Origin of the sequence: Aquimarina rubra (assembly GCF_042684305.1) — a bacterium.
In the GTDB taxonomy this organism is placed as follows: Bacteria; Bacteroidota; Bacteroidia; order Flavobacteriales; family Flavobacteriaceae; genus Aquimarina; species Aquimarina rubra.
Map to the genome: position 1 here is coordinate 631,271 of NZ_JBHULE010000002.1, position 20,992 is coordinate 652,262.

12 protein-coding genes are annotated in these 20,992 nt (G+C 32.6%); 4 read left to right on the forward strand and 8 right to left on the reverse strand.

Features of this window, described 5'->3' with window-relative positions:
- Positions 1-174: 174 nt before the first annotated feature.
- From ACFSR1_RS03315 to ACFSR1_RS03325, 3 genes are all read right to left on the reverse strand, one after another.
- Positions 175-4,089, reverse strand: a complete 3,915-nt coding sequence (locus ACFSR1_RS03315) for an InlB B-repeat-containing protein (protein ID WP_378289600.1) — start codon at positions 4,087-4,089, stop codon at positions 175-177.
- Between the two features lie 374 nt (positions 4,090-4,463).
- Complete coding sequence (locus tag ACFSR1_RS03320; protein WP_378289602.1) at positions 4,464-5,207, reverse strand: LytR/AlgR family response regulator transcription factor; 744 nt, start codon at positions 5,205-5,207, stop codon at positions 4,464-4,466.
- Positions 5,208-5,339: 132 nt separating this feature from the next.
- Positions 5,340-8,213, reverse strand: a complete 2,874-nt coding sequence (locus tag ACFSR1_RS03325) for a sensor histidine kinase (RefSeq protein WP_378289604.1) — start codon at positions 8,211-8,213, stop codon at positions 5,340-5,342.
- A gap of 234 nt (positions 8,214-8,447) precedes the next feature.
- On the opposite strand from ACFSR1_RS03325, the gene ACFSR1_RS03330 reads away from it, so the two are divergent.
- A complete protein-coding gene (locus ACFSR1_RS03330; protein ID WP_378289606.1) occupies positions 8,448-9,905 on the forward strand; it encodes a sodium:solute symporter in 1,458 nt (485 codons plus the stop codon).
- Here the strand turns inward: ACFSR1_RS03330 and ACFSR1_RS03335 are convergent.
- Positions 9,882-10,244 carry a CoA-binding protein gene (locus tag ACFSR1_RS03335; RefSeq protein WP_378289608.1) on the reverse strand — a complete coding sequence of 121 codons (363 nt, stop codon included), beginning with the start codon at positions 10,242-10,244 and terminating at the stop codon, positions 9,882-9,884. The genes ACFSR1_RS03330 and ACFSR1_RS03335 overlap by 24 nt on opposite strands.
- 436 nt (positions 10,245-10,680) lie before the next feature.
- Here ACFSR1_RS03335 and ACFSR1_RS03340 point away from each other — a divergent pair, with 436 nt between their 5' ends.
- Positions 10,681-13,101: a TonB-dependent receptor domain-containing protein gene (locus tag ACFSR1_RS03340; protein WP_378289610.1), complete on the forward strand. Its 2,421-nt coding sequence runs from the start codon at positions 10,681-10,683 to the stop codon at positions 13,099-13,101.
- A 274-nt stretch (positions 13,102-13,375) separates the two neighbouring features.
- On the opposite strand, the gene ACFSR1_RS03345 is transcribed toward ACFSR1_RS03340, so the two are convergent.
- From ACFSR1_RS03345 to ACFSR1_RS03355, 3 genes are all read right to left on the reverse strand, one after another.
- Positions 13,376-14,386 (reverse strand): 3-oxoacyl-ACP synthase III family protein, encoded by a 1,011-nt coding sequence (locus tag ACFSR1_RS03345; protein WP_378289611.1) that lies wholly within the window; start codon positions 14,384-14,386, stop codon positions 13,376-13,378.
- A 334-nt stretch (positions 14,387-14,720) separates the two neighbouring features.
- Positions 14,721-16,028, reverse strand: coding sequence for an ABC1 kinase family protein (locus tag ACFSR1_RS03350; RefSeq protein ID WP_378289613.1), 1,308 nt, complete (start codon positions 16,026-16,028; stop codon positions 14,721-14,723).
- A 37-nt stretch (positions 16,029-16,065) separates the two neighbouring features.
- A complete protein-coding gene (locus ACFSR1_RS03355) occupies positions 16,066-16,731 on the reverse strand; it encodes a TetR family transcriptional regulator C-terminal domain-containing protein (RefSeq protein ID WP_378289615.1) in 666 nt (221 codons plus the stop codon).
- 256 nt (positions 16,732-16,987) lie between these two features.
- Between ACFSR1_RS03355 and htpG the strand changes: the two genes are divergently transcribed.
- Both htpG and ACFSR1_RS03365 read left to right on the forward strand, forming a co-directional pair.
- Entirely contained in the window at positions 16,988-18,874 is a 1,887-nt protein-coding gene (gene htpG, locus ACFSR1_RS03360) for a molecular chaperone HtpG (protein ID WP_378289617.1), read from the forward strand.
- A gap of 175 nt (positions 18,875-19,049) precedes the next feature.
- Complete coding sequence (locus ACFSR1_RS03365) at positions 19,050-20,036, forward strand: response regulator transcription factor (protein ID WP_378289619.1); 987 nt, start codon at positions 19,050-19,052, stop codon at positions 20,034-20,036.
- Between the two features lie 250 nt (positions 20,037-20,286).
- On the opposite strand, the gene ACFSR1_RS03370 is transcribed toward ACFSR1_RS03365, so the two are convergent.
- Positions 20,287-20,640 (reverse strand): hypothetical protein, encoded by a 354-nt coding sequence (locus ACFSR1_RS03370; protein WP_378289621.1) that lies wholly within the window; start codon positions 20,638-20,640, stop codon positions 20,287-20,289.
- Between the last annotated feature and the right edge of the window lie 352 nt (positions 20,641-20,992).

Sequence of the window (20,992 nt, forward strand, 5' to 3'; positions counted from 1 at the left end):
TTTTTAGAACAATCCATAAATCAAACATACTACTATTGAGTAGAAAATCATTAATGTTATTTCTAAACGATATTTATTAAATAATTTTTCCATTTTTAAAATACACTTTTTAAAGAAATTAAAGAAAACCTCAAAAAAATCCTTTGAGGTTTTCTTATAAATGAATCGGGTAAATTAACGTTTTATAAATCTTTTAGTGCTACTCCCTTTAGCAGTTTTCACATTGATAAAGTAAACACCTTTACTCAAATCAGAAATATCAACTTCCATATTTATTTTTGACAAACTACTTATTTTCTTACCCAAAAGTGTATAAATTTCAACTTGCTCTACAGGCTGATCTGTTTTAATATTCAAAACTTCATTTGCAGGATTTGGATACAATACAAATTCAATTGGTGTATCGTTATCTATAACGCTTAACGCAGTACAATTTAGACTAAAGCTTGTTTGTGTATCTACTCCTCCACTCCAGTTTGCGTTACTATAAGAAATATCATCTACAGTAATACAGGAAAGGTTTGGATTATTAGTCGCATCGAAGGCCCCCATATTATTATTATTCCCATTTGCTACATTTAGGATTGAAAGATTATTATCATTAACTCTTAAATTCCCATTAAAAACAGTGTTATTAGACAAATCCAGACTTATTATTTGATTTTCAGCACATAGCAATCCTTCTAACTGTAAATTAGAAGAGACATCTAGATTGGTTAATTGGTTTCGATAACAAACTAGGAATTTCAAATTTGCATTTGTTGATAAATCGATATTAGCAAGCATATTGTCAGAGAAATTTAAACCCTCTAATTGAGTTACATTGCTTACATCTAAAAATGTTAGTTGATTATTGTGGATTTGCAAATTTTTGAGGTTGGGTACTCCACTTAGATTAATGGTATTTAACTGATTATTTGTAACGTATAATTGCTCTAAATTATTCATCCCAGTTAAGTCAAGTGTGGATAATTGATTAAACCCAGCTCTTAGCTCAATAATACTTGTAAAAGCCTGAATACCTGTAGCATCTGCTACATTTTGTGATTGTATATTTAAAGGAATTGAATAGGCACTAGCCTCAGTACACTGAATTTCCATATCACCATTAGTATTTATAGCATTATTTCCTACTAAATATGCTTTCAAATTAGCATCAGGTATGTTTACCAGACAAACTTGACTAAATAACCCAGTAACCGTTTTATCAGCATCCATAGTAATCGTTAGCGGATTTGTGGTTCCACTTGCGTCTCCGCTCCATCCATCAAACTGATAGCCTGCATCCGGTGTAGCTGTTAAAACGACACTTGTTCCATCATCATAGGTTCCATTCGTGGGGTTTGGATTGGTAGTTACTGATCCATTGGTCGCAGTAATAGTTAAGGTGCGCTGAATAGCGCTAAATAATGCAGTAACCGTTTTATCAGCATCCATAGTAATGGTTAATGGATTTGTGGTTCCACTAGCATCGCCACTCCATCCATCAAATTGATAGCCTGCATCTGGTGTAGCGGTTAGGATTACACTGGTTCCATCATCATAAGTCCCATTTGTAGGATTCGGATTGGTTGTTATAGAGCCATTGGTCGCATTGATAGTCAAGCTACGTTGAGTTACACTAAATAACGCAGTTACTGTTTTATCAGCATCCATAGTAATGGTTAGTGGGTTTGTAGCTCCACTAGCATCACCGCTCCAACCATCAAACTGATACCCTGCATTAGGTGTTGCGGTTATTGTCGCTGTAGTACCATCTATATAAACACCATTTGAAGGAGTGACATTTCCATTGACACCACTATTAATAGTCAAACTGCGCAAAGTACTATTTGTACCATATTCGTAAGCCCCAAGATCCACAGTCCCTCCTATTATCCTTATTCCTCCTGATAAATCTGTATTTATTCCTGAAGGCAGAGCTGTATTACTGCCAGTATCCACTGCTGGCGAACCACTTTGCAACGTATAGTCATCCGCAGAAGCATTCATATATAACGGGTCACTATTTATAGCTCCTAACTGTCCCCCTTCAATAATACTATTATTAACCGTTACACCAGCTGGTGTACCGTTAATTAATTCCAAAGGAGTTATACTACCATTTCCATAAATGATTGTATTTTCAATTGATCCCACTGTACTACCAGAAAATATCGATATTACATTACCATTTGACCCTGTGTTATTAGCAAAAGTAGAATTGATAATTTCGAAAGAATCTGAATATATGTATAAGCAAGATGCTCTGTTTTGCGAAATATTATCATAAAAAAGACTGTTTACTATAGATCCTCTAGCCTTCACATTACCAACACTTACCAAAAATGTATTATTATTTCTTGAAAAATTATTTCTAACTACACAACTTTCAAAATCTACATCAGAATACACTGTAGGAATATTTGGCATATCTGACCAATATCCTGCAACATAAGAACCTGAATTATTCTCTATAATACAATTTCTTATAGTAGCCGTTATTTCATCTCCTGCTGTTTGTGGATTTGTAAATATAGCAGCTCTGTCTGATACTGTAGAATTTGCATTCGCAATGGTAAAGCCATCTACTACTACATCTTTTGTATTTCCTTCTATTACAATGACATGATAGGCGTTATCTTGTCTTGTAGGTTCTGTATCTAAAATGTTTGCATTATCATCTCCATTAATATCCCCACTTAATATGGTAATGTTTGTATTAATATCTCTTTGACTCAGTTGAGTTTCGGTAGCGTTAAACCCACCATACAAAATTGCTCCATTCGGGATTGTAAATCTTGCTTGTCTTGGATCCATATTTGTGGTACTTGGAGTATAAGCACCTTCAGCGACCCATATTTCGGCTCCAGAAGCCACTACTTCTAATGCCGATTCTAATGTAATAAAAGCATCTGTCCAAGAGGTTCCGTTGGTGGCGCCAGTTGCATCCTTATCCACATATACTGTTGAACTCATAAGAAATGTCTTTGCATTTGAGTACCCAGAATCCGTTGCTAAACTTGAGCAATATGTTTTTACGTATACATCATATAATTGTCCTTGAACTAAATTCGATAGTATTTGAGAATTTGTTGTAATATTAGAAATTGTGGTTCCATTTCCTATTGGCTGCCCACTTTCAACATATACCAAATCAAAAGATGTTGAAATAGCATCCATATCCCAGCTTATTGTTGCTGAATTATTCGTTATTCCTGAAACCGTAATATTTACTGGCACATCACAAGCTTGAATTGTCGGATCTGAATACTTATATATAGCTGATCCGCTAAGAGAGTTGACTACATATATATCTCTACCTCTAATAGCTATACCTGCTGCATACGGAATAGAATTACCTACAGCGGTTGCAGCTCCTGTTCCATCTGCTTTTATTTTAAGAATACCTCCACTAGCAGTAGGTCTAGTAAAATAAAGATAATCTTGTGCATAACGAATTCCTCTAGGAGAAGCTATATTACCCAGGACTAATTGAGCCGTAGGATTGGTTTGTGACAAATCAATTTTATAAATTGCTCCTACATTATTACTACCACCTATATCAACATAGTAAAGAATATCACCATCCATAGTTGCATCACTAATCCTAGAAAAAGCAGTAGGCAATGTCGCTACAACCGTTGTATTCACAGTATTTCCACTAACACCATCATATCGTCTGATATTAGCACCCGATGTGAATGTCCCTTTTTTGGTTATAAAGTATGGGACACCATTGTAATAAAAAACTACGTATGAAGCATCTACTATGCTTAATTTACTTGAACTACTACCTGTAGTTGAAGCAAAACCAACCTTATTAGTGACCCCTCCTGGAATTAATATTTCAGTACCTTGTTGTGCTAAATTAAGGCCAGTAAATCCGATATTATTTGATGGAGTATTATCAAAACCAGTTGCTACTGTTTCTAAAGTAGGGCTTGATTGGGTATGATCTATTTTGTGTAAAGTAGATCCACTCATGGTGTACACATAATTATCATCTACCGATAATCCTCTTGCATTAGGTACACCATTGAATATTTGTGTCTGTGCAAACGCCACACTAGTTATGAATAGCATTACATATAGTATTCGTGTTTTCATATTCCTTCTTTTTAAGTTTATATGAAATAAAAATCACACATCTCCTTAAAACATGATCAGAATAGTTTCCGAATGGAATCCAATATTTTCCCAATGAAATGTTAACACCTTAACTTATTTCAATTGAAGTGAAGCGCTAACCAAGAAGAAATTAAAAGCATACGTTGTGATCAAATGAATTTATAACACCAGGATTCTAGGAATAAGAAGGGTGTCAAGAAAACAAACAATACAATAAAGTATTAGACTAAAACTTTTAAAAGATTAAGAGAGTATAAACACAAAACCAAAAAAGGACTTTTGGTAAGACGAAGAATGTAACACAATTATGCTTAGGATACTTAAAGACTATATTTTTATATATTATTATTGGTTTAGGATTCGAAAATCGCTTCAAAAGCAAGCTTATATCCTTTACTTACGGGAATATCGGTATCATCAAGTAATTGAACACTTCGTTCTTTTCTGGAATAATATTTTATTTTATCAGAATTAACGATCCACGAGCGATGTACACGTATAAAAGTTCCTTCTTCCTGAAGTAGCTCTTCATAATAGTGTAATTTTTTAGCAACCGTATATTTTTTCTGTTGATTCGTATAAATAATAGAATACATTCTATCTGCTTGTATATAGAGAATATCCTGTACACTAATAATTGCATAGTCACTCTTGTAGGGTACTGCTATCTTATTAATCTTCTTTTTATTTTCATTTAATAATTGTACTCTATTATCTATAGTATCTTGCTGAAGATAGTTCTGAGCTTTTTTAACAGCATTCTGCAATAATTGAATCTCAACTGGTTTTAATAAATAATCTATCGCAGCCACCTGAAATGCTTTTATAGCATAACTATCGTGAGCCGTAATAAAAATTACCTGAAAATCTATTTGGTCAAAGGATTCAAATAATTGAAAACCGTTCTTTTGTGGCATTTCTATATCCAAAAAGACAACTTGTGGACGATATTTGCGTATTTGCTCTAAGGCTTCATCTACATTTGTTGCTTCTGCTAATACATTTACATTTTTACAGAAATTAGCTAATAAAAACCGTAAGTTTTCCCTTGCATTTATTTCATCGTCTACTAAAATACTTGTAATTTCTTCCTCCATAAATACTATCTTAAAACAATCAGATTATTGGAATTGACTAATCTCATAATTTCTAAACCTAAAGGTAAATTACCTTTTTTATCCCTATACTTTATTGAATCTTTCCAAATAAGCCAAAAAAGTTTCCAAACCTTAAGAGAAATCATCCGGTGTTTCAAACAAGGATGGTATTTTTATAACTACCCTTGTTCCTTCTGTAATAGGTTCATAATAAAAACCAATATCAGTTTTATAATATTTTTTAAGAAGTGTCAATTTCTGCTTAATGGATTTTGTTGAAAACGACTCATGGTTTAATTCTTGAGACCCCACAATTTCTCTGGAAGCATTCATTCCGATTCCATTATCAGTAATCACACACCGTAAAATATCTTTTTCCTGATAAAATTCTAATTTAATTGTTTTTATACCTTCTTTTTTATGCAGTAATCCATGTTTTAATGCATTTTCTACAAAAGGCTGGATGATTGTAGACGGAATTTTAATATCCTCTATAGTCTCTTCTCCAAATATTTCATACTCAAAATCGTCCCTAAATCTTAATTTTTCCAGTTCTAAATACTTTTTTAAATGAGATAATTCTTCGTCAAAATACACAAAGCTCTTTTCACTCATATAAAGGTTATCCCTAAGCAGTGATCCAAACTTAGTAAGATAGGTGTAAGCAGCTTGTTTATCATTTTTTAACACCAAGTTTTGTATGGAGTTCATGGCATTAAAAATGAAATGAGGATTCATTTGCGATTGCAGACTTTTTAATTTTGAAGTCGCGATCTGAAATTGTAAATGTTCTTTTTCTAACAATTCTTGTTGCTTGGTCTTTAGTTTCGTAATTCTTCTCCAAAAATAAAACCATAACACAAATATTATTGTAACTAAACAACTTATGATAAACCACCACCTTTGATAAAATGGGTGTTTCACTCTTATATTTATTTTCTGGCTAGAGGTTTCAGCAATACCATCTTTCTCAACTGCTTTGACTTCTAGCAAATACTTACCAGGAGAAAGTCTATTAAATGTTAATTGATTTGTTCCGTAAGGTAAAGTTTCCCAGTTATCTTTTGTTCCACCAAGCCGATACCGATACAAACTGTTTTTTTGTGAAGAAAATCCATTGGTATGGAATCTAAACTGGATTTTTCTGTGGTCATGAGGTAACGTATAATTATTTTTCAGAGTTACTTCTTTATCTTCAATTAACACATTTTCAAAATAGAATCCAGACAACTTTTTCTTTGTGAATACTTTATCCTTGTTAATTCTAAAAACTCCTTTGTTAGAACTGATATATACATACGAATCCTTAATTTTAATATCAGTGATATTTTGCGCTATGACCCCGTCTGTTTTAGTTAGGTTTCTAAGTCTTCCTGTTTCTATATTTAAAACTTGTAACCCTTTATCCGTTGCAATCCAAAGCGTTCTTCCATCTCCTTCTATAACTTTAGTTTGATTAGAAAGTAAGCCATTTTGCAAAGTATAATGCTTCAATACCTTTCCTTCCTTTATACCTATAACACCATCTTTAAAAGTAGAAACCCAAATCATCCCATCAGAAGTTTCTGTAATATCAATAGCAAAAATTGACTTTTTGTTATGCATTATAACATTAGAATCACCAGTAGACTTATATATTCTCAATCCTCTTAAATATCCCACATACATAGTATTGCTACTCTTACTGTAATAGGAACTATACGATCTTCCAGTATGTAATTTGGAGAATATCTTTTGGTTTAGATCGCTTTTATTAAAATCAATAATTTTAGCATCTTCAAAAGATGCTAACAGAAATTTATTTTCTGAAATAAGAGATAGATCTTTAGCATTTAAAAAAACATTTTCTTCTTGTATTAAACCAGTTTTCAAATTAAAAATAAAGGATTTACCTTGTTGACTAATATAGACTTGATCATTATAACTATCATCTAAGATTGACGATACTTTCTGATCGTATTCTAATTTCACAATATTTACCTTACTTGTTGATATATCAATGTCAATTAAATTTCCATTATGAGTACCACACAACAAGTGGGTACTTTTGACAACTTCCATGCTCGTAATGTTGGACAAATTTTGAGGTAATTCATAATTTTCAATATAAATGTTTGGAATAACGAACACTCCATTTCTTAGAGAAGTACACCAATAATTACCTTCGCTATCTCTCAACACCTTAGTAATCACCTTATTTTTAAAATACCTTGCTTTTAGTGTTAAGGTTTCTTCTTTTAAATCATACACAAGAATACCTTCCTCTGTGCACAACCAAAGATCATTTTCGATAACCTGAGCATAAATTACTTTATTACTTTCTATTCCTTTTGGGAGTGATATACTTTGATAGCTCGCTCCTTTATCTTTAAACAAATGAGAATTGTTGGTTATATAATTGTAATAATAAAGATATGATTGGTTCTTGAATTTAAAATGTTTTGTTTGAAAACTCGAAAATTGAGAGGAGTCAGTTTCTATATTTTTATAATGAATTTCTTGTTTATCCACCTTATACTTCACAAGATTACTTTGCTGATAAAACAAGGTGTCATTTTGCACAAAAACATTCCTGTATGCGTCTGATAAGATTGAGCTTGGCAGTTTTTTTTGGGTTTTAAGATCGAATAGCAATATTCCTTTTCTCAATGCAAAGATGACTAACCTATTCTTCATGAAAGTAAATTGCGGAAGTATTCCTTTATTTTCACCATTTAAGTCAGTAAACAAAACCAGTTTATCATCTTCTACATAAAAAAACTGACCGGCAATATTATTACACCAGACTTTGCCGTCTGGTCCAATTTTTAGGCCAAAAACAGATAATCCTATTTTTTTTGGATGGGTATAATTTTTAAAAGTTTTACCATCGTAACGGTATAAACCTGTATCTGCAGCTAACCAGATAAAACCCTGATTATCTTCAATAATACTATAAAATTCTATATCAGGAAGACCATCTTTATCCGATAAGTGAATGTATGCAGGATGCTGAGCATATGACACACAAACGTTTATGAAAAAAATCAGATATAGTAGTTTACGATAATGCATTAATTGTTATCACAGTATTACTCAAAACTACCATTTTAGTTTAAAAACTTAATTACTTTTCTTCTAAAACACTTTAATAAGTTTCCGAATAAAAAATTAATCTTCTTATTAAAAGGCTATTTTCTAAATCTGTTGTTTACATATTTTTAATTCGTATTTTGGTGTTTTATTAATTCGGATTTCTATATGCAACCCATACATATTCTACTTTTAATTGCCGTTTATTTTGGTGTACTACTATTAATTTCATATTGCACAGGAAAAAGTTCGGGAAACGATGCTTTTTTTAAGGCTGACAAACAATCTCCGTGGTATGTTGTTGCTTTTGGTATGATTGGAGCTTCACTAAGCGGAGTCACATTTATATCTGTTCCCGGATGGGTTGAAGGAGCCCAATTTAGCTATATGCAGGTAGTCTTTGGATACCTTGTTGGGTATTTTGTAATCGCATACATTTTAATGCCTATTTATTATAAACTGAACGTTACATCCATCTACCAATATCTTGGAGAAAGGTTTGGAATAGTGAGTTATAAAACCGGAGCTTTCTTTTTCTTTATATCCAGGGTTTTAGGAGCTTCTTTCAGATTATACCTTGTGGCAATTGTTCTGCAACAATATATATTTGATGAATGGAATGTACCATTCGAAATTACGGTGATTCTATCCATACTTTTGATATGGATATATACCTTTAGAGGAGGTATCAAAACCATTGTCTGGACGGATACTTTACAAACATTATTTATGTTAATTGCTGTAGGAGCGGCAATCTACTATATCAATGATCAAATAGGATGGTCATTCTCAGAATTTCTTTCTTCTGATGAATTAAAAAACTATGATAAAATATTTTTCTTCGATAGCTTTTTAGAAAAAAATCATTTCTTTAAGTCATTTATCGGAGGTATGTTTATAGCCATCTGTATGACCGGATTGGATCAGGATATGATGCAAAAAAACCTAACCTGTCGTAATTTGAAAGAAGCACAGAAAAACATGATTTCCTTTAGTTTAGTACTGATTGTTGTCAACTTCGTCTTTCTTTTATTAGGTGCTTTACTATTCATATATGCAGATCAATTCAATATCGCCACGCCAATCGTAGATGGTAGTGTAAAAACTGATCTACTATTCCCAGAAATAGCTATTAATGGAGGATTAGGTATTGTATTAGCCGTTGCATTTATTCTTGGATTGGTAGCAGCAGCCTATAGTAGTGCAGATAGTGCTTTAACTTCATTAACAACCTCTTTTTGTATAGATTTTTTAGGAATTGAGAAAAAAAATGAAAAAGATCAGGTAGCTATCCGAAAGAAAACTCATATCGCTATGAGTGCTCTACTAATCATTGTCATCGTAATCTTTAAACATGTATTAACAGAAAATGTAATCAGTAACTTATTAACCGTTGCTACTTTTACCTATGGCCCATTACTAGGATTATTTGCCTTTGGGGTTTTTACCAATTACAAAATCAAAGATCAATATAGCTGGATCGTTGCTTTACTCTCTGTTGTTATCATTATTGGAGTATGGAAAATACCTCCGGAATTTATAGGAGGTTATAAAATTGGGTATGAATTACTCCCTCTTAATGGTTTATTGACCTTTCTTGGATTAATACTGATTCGTAGAAAGTAATACTAAGGTGCAAGCTACCTCAGCTTTTATATTAGCTCGTGAGAGGATTTGATACAGCTCAGAATTTTCGGTTCCCGGATTAAAAATGACCCTTTTTGGTTGAAGACTCACTATGTATTCATAATACTGCTGTTGACGCATAGGATTTAGATACAAAGTAATAGTATCAACATTATCAAAATCAATTAAAGCGGTCTCTATTCTAATCCCAGACACTTCTCCTTCCCGAAGCCCTATCGCAACAACATTCTGCTGATGATTTACTAATCTATGAATAACTAAATTAGAATATCTATTAGATTTTAAAGAAGCTCCTAATACCAAGGTCTTTTTAGACATATTACTGAACAATTTAGTCGCAAAATAAAGTTAATACCTTAGTGTTTCATGGTTTAAACGTTAAAAATAAACGCCAAAATGTTAAAAACAAAAAGGACGTGTAACACATGCCTTATCAGTCGCGTCTTATAGATAAGAAATATGATTTTTCATAAATTTAGTTAGTTAGTTAGTTACTTAATAATCAAATTTTATTCATAGTTGATGGTTAGTGTTACTATTTGATTATTATAGAAGACCGCCCCTTATCCAGGGGCGGTTTTTGATTTAATAATTAATTGTTAAAAAAGATTTTCTTGTGTAACAGATTTCATACTTAATCGTCATATACCAAAACGTACGTCTAATCAACGTACTAAACAAAGAGAACGTGTGACTTTGTATTATGCAATACAAAGTACAGTGTTTAACATAAAATCAATCAAATAAACGTCAGATGAAAGCAATTAATCTACCCGGTCTACAGACAGGTCAAAAACTAATTCTATTATTTTTATCATTATGCTGTGTTCTAGTCACAGCCCAACCAAATAATGATGTAGTAGTTGGAACCGTAAAGGGAAAAGTAATCGATAAAGGTCTTAATGAACCTATCCCTTATGCTACTATTATTATTAATGATGGGGCAGAAAAATTAATCAGTGGAGGCATTACCAAAGAAGACGGAACTTTTCTAATTACAGATGTCCCAAAAGGAAATTATACATTGAAAATTCAATTTATTGGATATACTAGTTACACTCAACCCATTGAAATTTCCAGAAAAAGTAAAGATATAGATGTAGGTGTCATTGCTTTAGAAGAAGAAGCTCAGGCACTAGACGATGTTACCATTATCGCAGAGCGTACTACAATTGAGCAAAAAATTGATAGAAAGGTAATTAATATAGGAAAAGATCTCACAACCACCGGAGGTACTGCAGCCGAAATTATGCAAAACATTCCATCCGTCAATGTAGATCAGGACGGCAACATAGCATTGCGTGGTAACCCTAATGTACAAATACTAATCGATGGTAAGCCTACCAATATTTCTCCAACCCAATTATTGAAACAAATTCCATCGACTTCTATCAAATCTGTAGAGTTAATTACCAACCCTTCTGCAAAATATAATCCGGAAGGAATGAGCGGTATTATAAATATTGTACTGCGTAAAAACGCTAATATTGGTTTTAATGGAAACGTAAATCTTGGTGTAAACTGGGATAGAAATGCACGATTCAATAGTTCTATCGATCTAAATTACAGAAGTGGTAAGATAAATGTGTACGGAAATTATGGCGCCAACATTAGCAAAAACTTAAATCAAGGATTTGTATTTAGAGGAGATCAAAACTATAGAACCGATTTTCGTTTTCAGGACAACAACAAATCACATTTATTTAAGGTAGGCTTTGACTACTATATCAATGACCGAAATACAATATCCATGTACACGAATCAAAACTTATTTGATGGAGGTACTAACGGAACTACCGATATCATATTTCTTGACAATCCAGAGGATAATCTATTTCAAAACTTAATGAATAGTCGAGATAACTTAGGTTCTACTTATAATTTTGATTACAAACACGATTTCAAAAAAGAAGGACATAATATAGAATTAGAAGTTGATTACAACGTTTTTGAAAGTGATAGCGATGATGATTTTGATTTTATTGGAGGTGCAACACCTAACTATGATGATGTATTGAATAATGAGAGAACAAACACAACCATCAATTTAGATTATGTAAATCCAATATCCGAGAAAGCCAAATTAGAACTGGGATATGAAGGCCGTATAAGACGCACTGACAATGAGTATCAGTCTACCTTATTTGATGATTCTAAATACAAGTACGATCGTGATATCCATGCATTATATGCTACCTATGGAAAAAACTACGGAAAATGGTCGTATCAACTTGGAGCCAGATTAGAAAGCTATCAGGTAGAAGCCATTTTTAATAATCAAAAAGTGTTTGAAGATGACATTTTTACCATTTACCCATCTGCTTATCTCACCTATACTCCTGGAGAGAAAAACACCTATCAATTAAGTTATAGTCGAAGAGTAGACAGACCTGGACTCAATCAGGTGAATCCAATTAGAGAATGGAGCACTCCTAGAATTACCTCTAGAGGAAATCCTGAGTTGGATCCTCAATTCACAAATTCTATTGAGTTAAATTATACTCGTAAACTAAAAGGAGGATCTATTACAGCTGGTACTTTTTACCGTTTAATTAATGATGAAATTAATCAAACCTTACTAGCGGATCCAACCGTAGAAGAAGGTCAGATACTTACTTTTGAAAATTTTGACAACAATTCTGCTTACGGAATAGAAATTTCCAGTAATTATCGCCCGACCAAATGGTGGAACTTTAATGCTAGTTTTGATCTCTATGCACAAACGCAAAAAGGTATTGTAGAAGATGTAGTAGAAGTAAATGGCATGGATGAAATAGTTCAGGTTTCTAGTGAGGTGGATGCTGTGGTTTATAATTTTAGAATGAATAATAACTTTAAAGCTACCAAAAACTTAACTTTTCAGATATTCGGATTTTATAGAGGAGAGCAAGAAGGGATACAATTTAAAACGAAACCATTTTATTTTGTAAATACAGGAGCGAGATATAACTTCTTACAAGGAAAAGGAACTGCAAGTATCAACTTTAATGATATTTTTAATACAATGCGCTTTAGATTCTCCGGAGATTTTCCTTTTGAACAAAGCGGAGAATTTCAAGGAGAAACCCAGACAATTTTTCTTGGGTTATCATATCGCTTTGGTAGTGGAAAGAATAGAAAAGTTTCCAGAAAAAGAAGAGATAAAAATGAAAAAACCGGTGGAGGTATACTTTAAGTAGATCAAATAAAATGTTAATTAATTAAATTATCTTTATATTATTTGTTAAATTTAAGTATTATTTAAAATAAATACCTCGAAGTTAAATAAATGTAAAAAAAACGTTGTTTTTGTAACACTATGCAATTTGTTACGTCTATTATAGTACCAATATGGTTATGATTTATTTGAATTAGCCTTTAAAGAAAAAAAATAACCCAGGTAACAATAAAAAAATCGCGAAGCATCAGTTTCGCGATTTTTATTTTTACTTAAATTTTTAATTTTCCTACTACCACCTAATAATGGCACTACCCCAGGTAAAGCCACTTCCAAAAGCAGCTAATACCACCAAATCACCTTCTTTGATTTTTCCTTGTTCCCAAGCCTCTGTCAGAGCAATAGGGATTGAAGCGGCGGTTGTATTTCCATATCGCTGAATATTATTATATACTTGGTCATCAGAGAGTCTAAATTGCTTTTGCACAAACTGCGAAATTCTAAGGTTCGCCTGATGCGGTATCAACATATCTATATCCGTAGCTGCAAGATTATTTTTCTCTAAACCTTCATTAATCACCTCGGCAAAACGAACTACGGCATTCTTAAATACAAATTGTCCGTTCATATATGGGTAATAAGGTATATTTTCCTGATCATTTTCAGCAATAATCTCAGGAACCCAATGCTCAGTACTTGGGCCTTCTAACGATAATTCCTTAGCGTGTGCTCCTTCACTATGCAAATGTGTAGACAACACACCGCTACCGTCTTCTTTTTCATTTCTTGATAACACCATTGCTCCAGCTCCATCACCAAATATCACTGAAACTCCTCTACCACGAGTGGTCATATCAAGTCCACCACTATGATTCTCACTTCCGATAATTAAAACGTTCTTATACATCCCTGTTTTAATAAACTGATCAGCTACAGATACCGCATATACAAAACCACTACATTGATTACGTACATCTAACGCAGGAATTGTATTCATATCCATCATATCTTGCACTCTGACTCCTCCTCCCGGAAAATACATATCAGGACTTAAGGTGGCAAAAATGATAAAATCTATATCGTCTTTTGTGAGTTTTGCTCTTTCTAAAGCTATTTTTGCTGCTTTAACTCCCATGACAGAAGTACTATTTCCGTCTCCTTTTTTGATATGACGTCTTTCTTTTATACCTGTACGTTCCTGAATCCAGGCGTCATTGGTGTCCATAATTTTAGAAAGATCGTCATTAGTTACAACATTTTCAGGAACATAACTTCCTAATCCTGTTACTTTTGAAGTATACATATATTATAATATTGAGTGTGTATTGTGCGTAATTATAGCGTATTGCTTATAATGCTAAAAAAAACTGCAAAGCAAGATATGTATTCTTACGTTTTTGATAAAAGAAACGGCAATCTTATTGTATGCACGCATAGTAAATACAGGCATAATCTATGATTTTAAACATTTCATTACTCTTGGATTTTCATAATTAGTAGCAATTAACCTCATAAGTTATACTAATTAACCCTTACAGATAAATCAGCTAAAAAGCGAAAGGCACGCCAACCACAGCATGCCTTTCTAACAACCTAACCAATAAATAAACAAACCAAAGCCAGTCAGGATTGACTGACTAAAGGTACTTTTCAAAATTTTTAACACGGATCGTTGCTTTTAGATCGTGTAGCAAATTATACAAGCCAAAAAACGTTCTGTTGATATATAAGAAGTGTTTGCTTCCTCTATTACCATTCATTTTTCTTAGCTCAGTGTCTTTAGAATATTTTTCACTTAATTCGGTAATTGCTCCCCAGAAGCCTTCGTCAGCAAAATCAAATACTTCTTCATTAAAAGGCCTAGTAAACAGACTCAACATCTCATAGAACAACTCCGAGAAAAAGGCTTTCTCATCATCAGAATCATCTTCTCGGAGTATTTCCAGTTCGAACATCTTTAGGGCAAAAAAATCGGGGTCCTCTATATTTTCTTTTTCCGCTAGTTCAAAATATGGAGTGTAAAATTCAAGAGGTACTTGTTTAACACAACCAAAATCTATCGCAATTAAATTATCTTTTTTATCTACCAGGAAATTTCCCGGGTGTGGATCTGCATGTACTGCTTTTAAAATATGCATTTGATACATATAAAAGTCCCACAGTGCCTGTCCTATTTTATCCGCTTTTTCCTGATCTGTATTCTCTTTGGCAAACTCACTAAGATGTATGCCATCCATCCAATCCATTGTAATGATTCGCTTACTGGATAACTCTTCATAATACTTAGGAAAAGTAAGATTTGGAATTTTTGAGCAGGCTTGTGTGATCTCTTTACTTTGTTGTACTTCTAAAACATAATCTGTTTCTTCAAGTAGCTTACCTTCTAATTCCTGAAAATACTTATCAGAGTCTTTGCCTTTTAAATTAAACATTCTGATGGCGATGGGCTTTACCATCGCCAAATCAGAACTTATGCTGTCTGCAACTCCAGGATATTGAATTTTCACAGCAAGTTTTTTCCCGTCTTTAGATGCCTTATGTACCTGTCCGATACTGGCAGCATTAACAGATTGAGTTGCAAACGTATCATATAACTCTTCTGGATATTTTCCGTGATATTTTTTAAAAGTTCTTCTTACTAAAGGTGCAGACAATGGAGGAACACTAAATTGAGCTAAAGAGAACTTTTCCACATAAGCATTAGGCAGTATGTTTTTCTCCATAGAAAGCATTTGTGCAACTTTTAACGCACTTCCTTTTAGGTTTTTTAATCCATCATAAATATCCGCAGCATTATTTTCGTTAAGCTGATCCCTAGTAATGTTAGGATTCACTGCTTTTTTACTATAATATTTAAGATAATTTCCACCTACTTTCACACCTGTCTTCACCAATTCCGTTGTGCGACCTAATTTCGTAGTTGGTATTTTATCTATTGTCTTCATATCGTATCTGTATACTTACATTTATGGCTAAAAACCATTAATTCCACATTGCTTTTTCCTTCCAAAGGAATTTTCCAAAATCTAGTACGCTACTCAACGGCGTATTATCAAACAAATCAAAAATTGTATTCACTGATTTCTCTATAGCCACATCTGTTTTTTCAAACCCAGCAGACTCATCATCCATCCAAAATTTTAAAAGAAATAAAAATTGAAGCCAAGCTCCTTCGGAATAAACCGGTGTAGGGTTCTTCGCTATTTTAAACATTTTGTCTTCATTATCAATTTCAATCAATTCCTTCGCAAAATCCTTGATATGCTTTCGTAAACCTTTTAACTGCCCCATATTTTTAAGAGGCATTTCGTGATAGTTCAACGTCATTAATACATAGCTTCTATTAAGTGTTAGCAACTCAAAAAACGTGTAAAAAAATGTCAACATTTTATCTTTACTAGACAAAGCTCCATATTCTTTATTCGAATTCATAGCATCAATTGTGGTACTAAAAAAAGTATTCCAAATTCCTTTATTCACACTATTTAAACTACCAAAGAATTGATAAAATTCTTCTTCTTTAATTTTTGATTCTTTGCAGAACTTGAACACCGATTTTGGATATTCATCATGTTCCAAAACATAATTCATATACTTAGTAATGATATATTGACTATCTACCGTTTGTTTCTTATTAGATGCTGCCATAATTATTATTTTACAGTGTAAATATAATCATTGTTTAACTTTTTTTAAAAAAACCTAAACAAAAAAATTGTTAAAGTTGTTTCATAAAAAATGAAACTTAATTTTAGCACTAAATCATAGACGAAAAGTCCACATTATTCTTACATCCCAGAGTTTATATTTTTATTTCAGTGTCAGTTTGTCAGCCTTATAGAATTGGTATTTTTTTTGACTATACAAGGATTAGTAGTGATAATTAAAATTAAAATATAAAAACATGGCAACAGGAAGTATTAATGTATCGGTAGAAAACATTTTTCCTTTGATTAAAAAATTCTTGTATTCTGATCACGAGATCTTTTTACGAGAATTGATATCCAATGCGACAGACGCAACCCTAAAACTTAAACACCTAACTAACATTGGCGAAGCTAAAGTAGCATATGGTGATCCAAAGATTGAAGTAAAAGTTGATAAAGAAAATAAGCTTCTTCATATCATCGACCAAGGAATAGGTATGACAGCCGAAGAGGTAGAAAAATACATTAACCAAGTAGCTTTCTCTGGTGCAGAAGAATTTTTAGAAAAATATAAGGACAGTGCGAAAGATTCTGGAATCATTGGTCATTTTGGTCTTGGTTTCTATTCTGCGTTTATGGTAGCCAACAAAGTGGAGATCATAACCAAATCTTATAAGGATGAGCCTGCAGCTCACTGGACTTGCGATGGTTCTCCTACTTACACCATAGAGCCTCATGATAAAACGGAAAGAGGAACAGAAATTATTTTACATATCGGGGAAGATGATGTGGAATTCCTTGAAGAGAACAGAATTAGTGAGTTATTGATAAAATACAATAAGTTTATGCCTGTACCGATTAAATTCGGAACCAAGACAGAAACATTGCCAAAACCTGAAGAAGCAAAAGAAGAAGATCCTGCTCCTACACAGGAAGTGGATAACATTATCAATAATCCTAATCCAGCCTGGACTAAGCAACCTGCTGATTTAAAGGATGAAGATTATAAAGGATTCTACCGCGAATTGTATCCGATGCAGTTCGAAGAGCCTTTATTTAACATTCATCTTAATGTAGATTATCCATTCAATCTAACAGGAATTTTATATTTCCCGAAGCTTGGTCAGGATATGAATTTCCAAAAAGATAGAATTCAGTTGTATCAAAACCAAGTTTTTGTAACAGACAATGTGGAAGGTATCGTTCCGGAATTTTTAACGATGCTTCGCGGTGTTATTGATTCTCCGGATATTCCATTAAATGTTTCGAGATCCTATTTACAAGCTGATGGTGCTGTAAAGAAAATCTCTAGTTACATCACGCGTAAAGTAGCTGATAAACTTAATTCTTTATTCAAAAATGACAGAGAGGATTTTGAAAAGAAATGGAATGATATTAAAGTAGTCATAGAATATGGAATGCTCTCTGAGGATAAATTCTTCGAAAAAGCTGATAAATTCGCACTATATCCAACCGTTGATGACACCTATTTTACTTTTGAAGAATTACAGGAAAAAATTAAAGAAAACCAAACAGATAAGGATAATAAGTTAGTTATTCTTTATGCTTCTGACAAAGATGAGCAACACGCTTATATATCTGCAGCAAAAGATAAGGGATACGAAGTGTTATTATTGGATTCTCCAATCGTTTCGCATCTGATTCAGAAATTAGAAACTAGTAAAGAAAACATCTCTTTTGTGCGTGTTGATGGTGATCACATTGATAACCTGATCAAAAAAGACGAGGAAACTATTTCTAAACTATCTGATGAAGAAAAAGACGCTCTAAAAGTGGATCTGGAAAAGGTAATTCCTGCTGAGAAATATACGGTTCAGTTAGAAGCTATGGATAGTAACGCTTCTCCGTTTATGATTACGCAACCAGAATTTATGCGTCGTATGAAAGAGATGCAACAGACCGGCGGTGGCGGAATGAACATGTTTGGCAATATGCCAGAGATGTATAATCTGATCGTAAACACCAATCACGAGCTAATTGGTCAAATAAAAGATACTAAAACGGATAAAAAGAAAGAACGTTTGATTAAACAATCACTGGATCTTGCAAGACTTTCTCAAAATTTACTAAAAGGTGAAGAATTGACTGAATTTATCAAACGTAGTTTTGAGATGATTAAATAATGTTAGAAACGCTTCCGCTTCTGGATCGTTAGATTTTTAGAGGCTGCGCTTTTAGAATTTAGATATAGAACCGCTTCACTGTTTGATTCAGTTGAAGCGGTTTTTATTTGTAATATGGTTGTTATATATTTTATTACTTTTATAACAAGATTCGTATTTATTAAGACATAAGAAAATGAGAAGCGAAATTTATCTTTTTATATTCATAATATCCTTGGGATTCAAGGTAAATAGCCAGAAAAGTGTTTCTGGATATTTACATCTGGAAAACCCGAAAAATTGGGAGCAAAAAGTGCATTTAAGTGAAGTACGATTAAATGGCACCGCTAATGGCCATACGTATATACCAGTCGCTTCTTCAGTTATTTCTAAAGAAGGTTACTTCTCTTTTGACCAAAAATGGTTTGACAATAATGATAACATATATAGAGTTCACATCAATCCGATTAAAACAGCATCAAGAGGCTCGGCCATAACTAAAAACTCTAAGCTATTCATTTTATCAAAGAATGATTCCATCTATTTTGAAAAAGGAACATCTCTTTTTGATTCTTACACAACCAATAATAAGGCTCACAAAGAATGGCAACAATTAAAAAAATTCGAATCTAAGTTTGAAAGTTTGCACGATGATTTTGATACAGAAGAATACTTGCTTAGAACCAAAGGATATGTAAAAGACTCTCTCCAGATTCTTTTGGTAAAATTGATAAGTATCAAAAAACTTGATGAAAAGAAATTATTAGAAAAGGATATTAAAGAAAATACCTCTTATTATGTCGGCTTATTAAAAGAATTAAAATCCAGTGACATTGATCCTGCTTTATTCATATATCTTGAAAATAAACTTTCTTTGGTGCATCAGGAAAAAACCGAAAAAAAATATTCTATCAGCGTGCTTTTAAATGGTATTGCAGGATTGGTAATTATTACTCTTATTTTTTTGGTTGTAAAAAGAAAAAGACATCAACAAAAAGACATTTTAGTCCCCTTAAGCAAACAAGAAAATACGATTAAGGAGTTGATCATTTCCGGAAAAAGCAATAAAGAAATTGCAAATGAACTGTTTATTAGTATCAATACCGTAAAAACACATATCTCCAACATTTACAGTAAATTACACATCAGCAGTCGTAAGGAATTATTGCTTAAAAGTAAATAAACACTTCGACAAGCCTGCTTACCATCAGGTAAACTGACGATGACAAGGCTTTTGCTTAAAAATTTACTTCCCCGGCTGCCGGTAAGACAGATCTCCAATACCGTTCTCCCGAGAAGAATCACTTTGACTGCCGTGAATTTTCTTATGTCGAGTTCGCATTATTTAAAACATCTAAGGTATCGCTAGAGCAAAAAAAAACTCCTTCAAAATGAAGGAGTCATACTATGTTTTATATTTTTATGATGTATTACTATGGTATTAAGCTTACCACAGCATTCTTTTGAATCATTTTCTTAGTATCTTCTTTTCTCTCTAAAACTTCTGTTAATCTAGTAGTCTTTTTAAGATCCGTTTTAAAACCAGTTTTTTCTAATAAACTTTTGTAAAATTCAGTTTTTGTAGTATTTATATTTGAAGTAACTTCTTTTCTACTATCCTTTATTGTTATGTCAAAATTATTAGCTTTTACCAAAGCTTTGAAAAAATCAACCTTAGAGCTTTTTACGTTTTCTACCTTAACATTACACTCCTGATGATCAGTTTCTTGTGCAGAGATGGTAAGTGTAGAAAATAAAACTGCGATAGTAAAAAATATAGTTTTCATAGTATTGGGGGCTTAAAGTTACTTTGCTTAACTGATGTAAATTTAAGACGAAAAAACATTGCAGTAAAATGTTTTAAAAACTTTTAGATAAAGTGATTTTTTAAACCGATGAACTACACAATTTTTACGGTTTTACCGTACAGAAAACCAGCTATTTCTATAAATTTGTAGGATTTTTAGCGGTAAACTATTATAAACACCTCTTCAAATTAAGTAGATTAACGTAATTTATCGACAGACTACTTCTCTTTAAGAAATAATTAATAAGTAAGTCGAAAATTTATAAAACGTAATGATACTCGTCTGTCAACAAGAACTTGATTCAGGTTCTCAACACCAATACTTGTTTAGT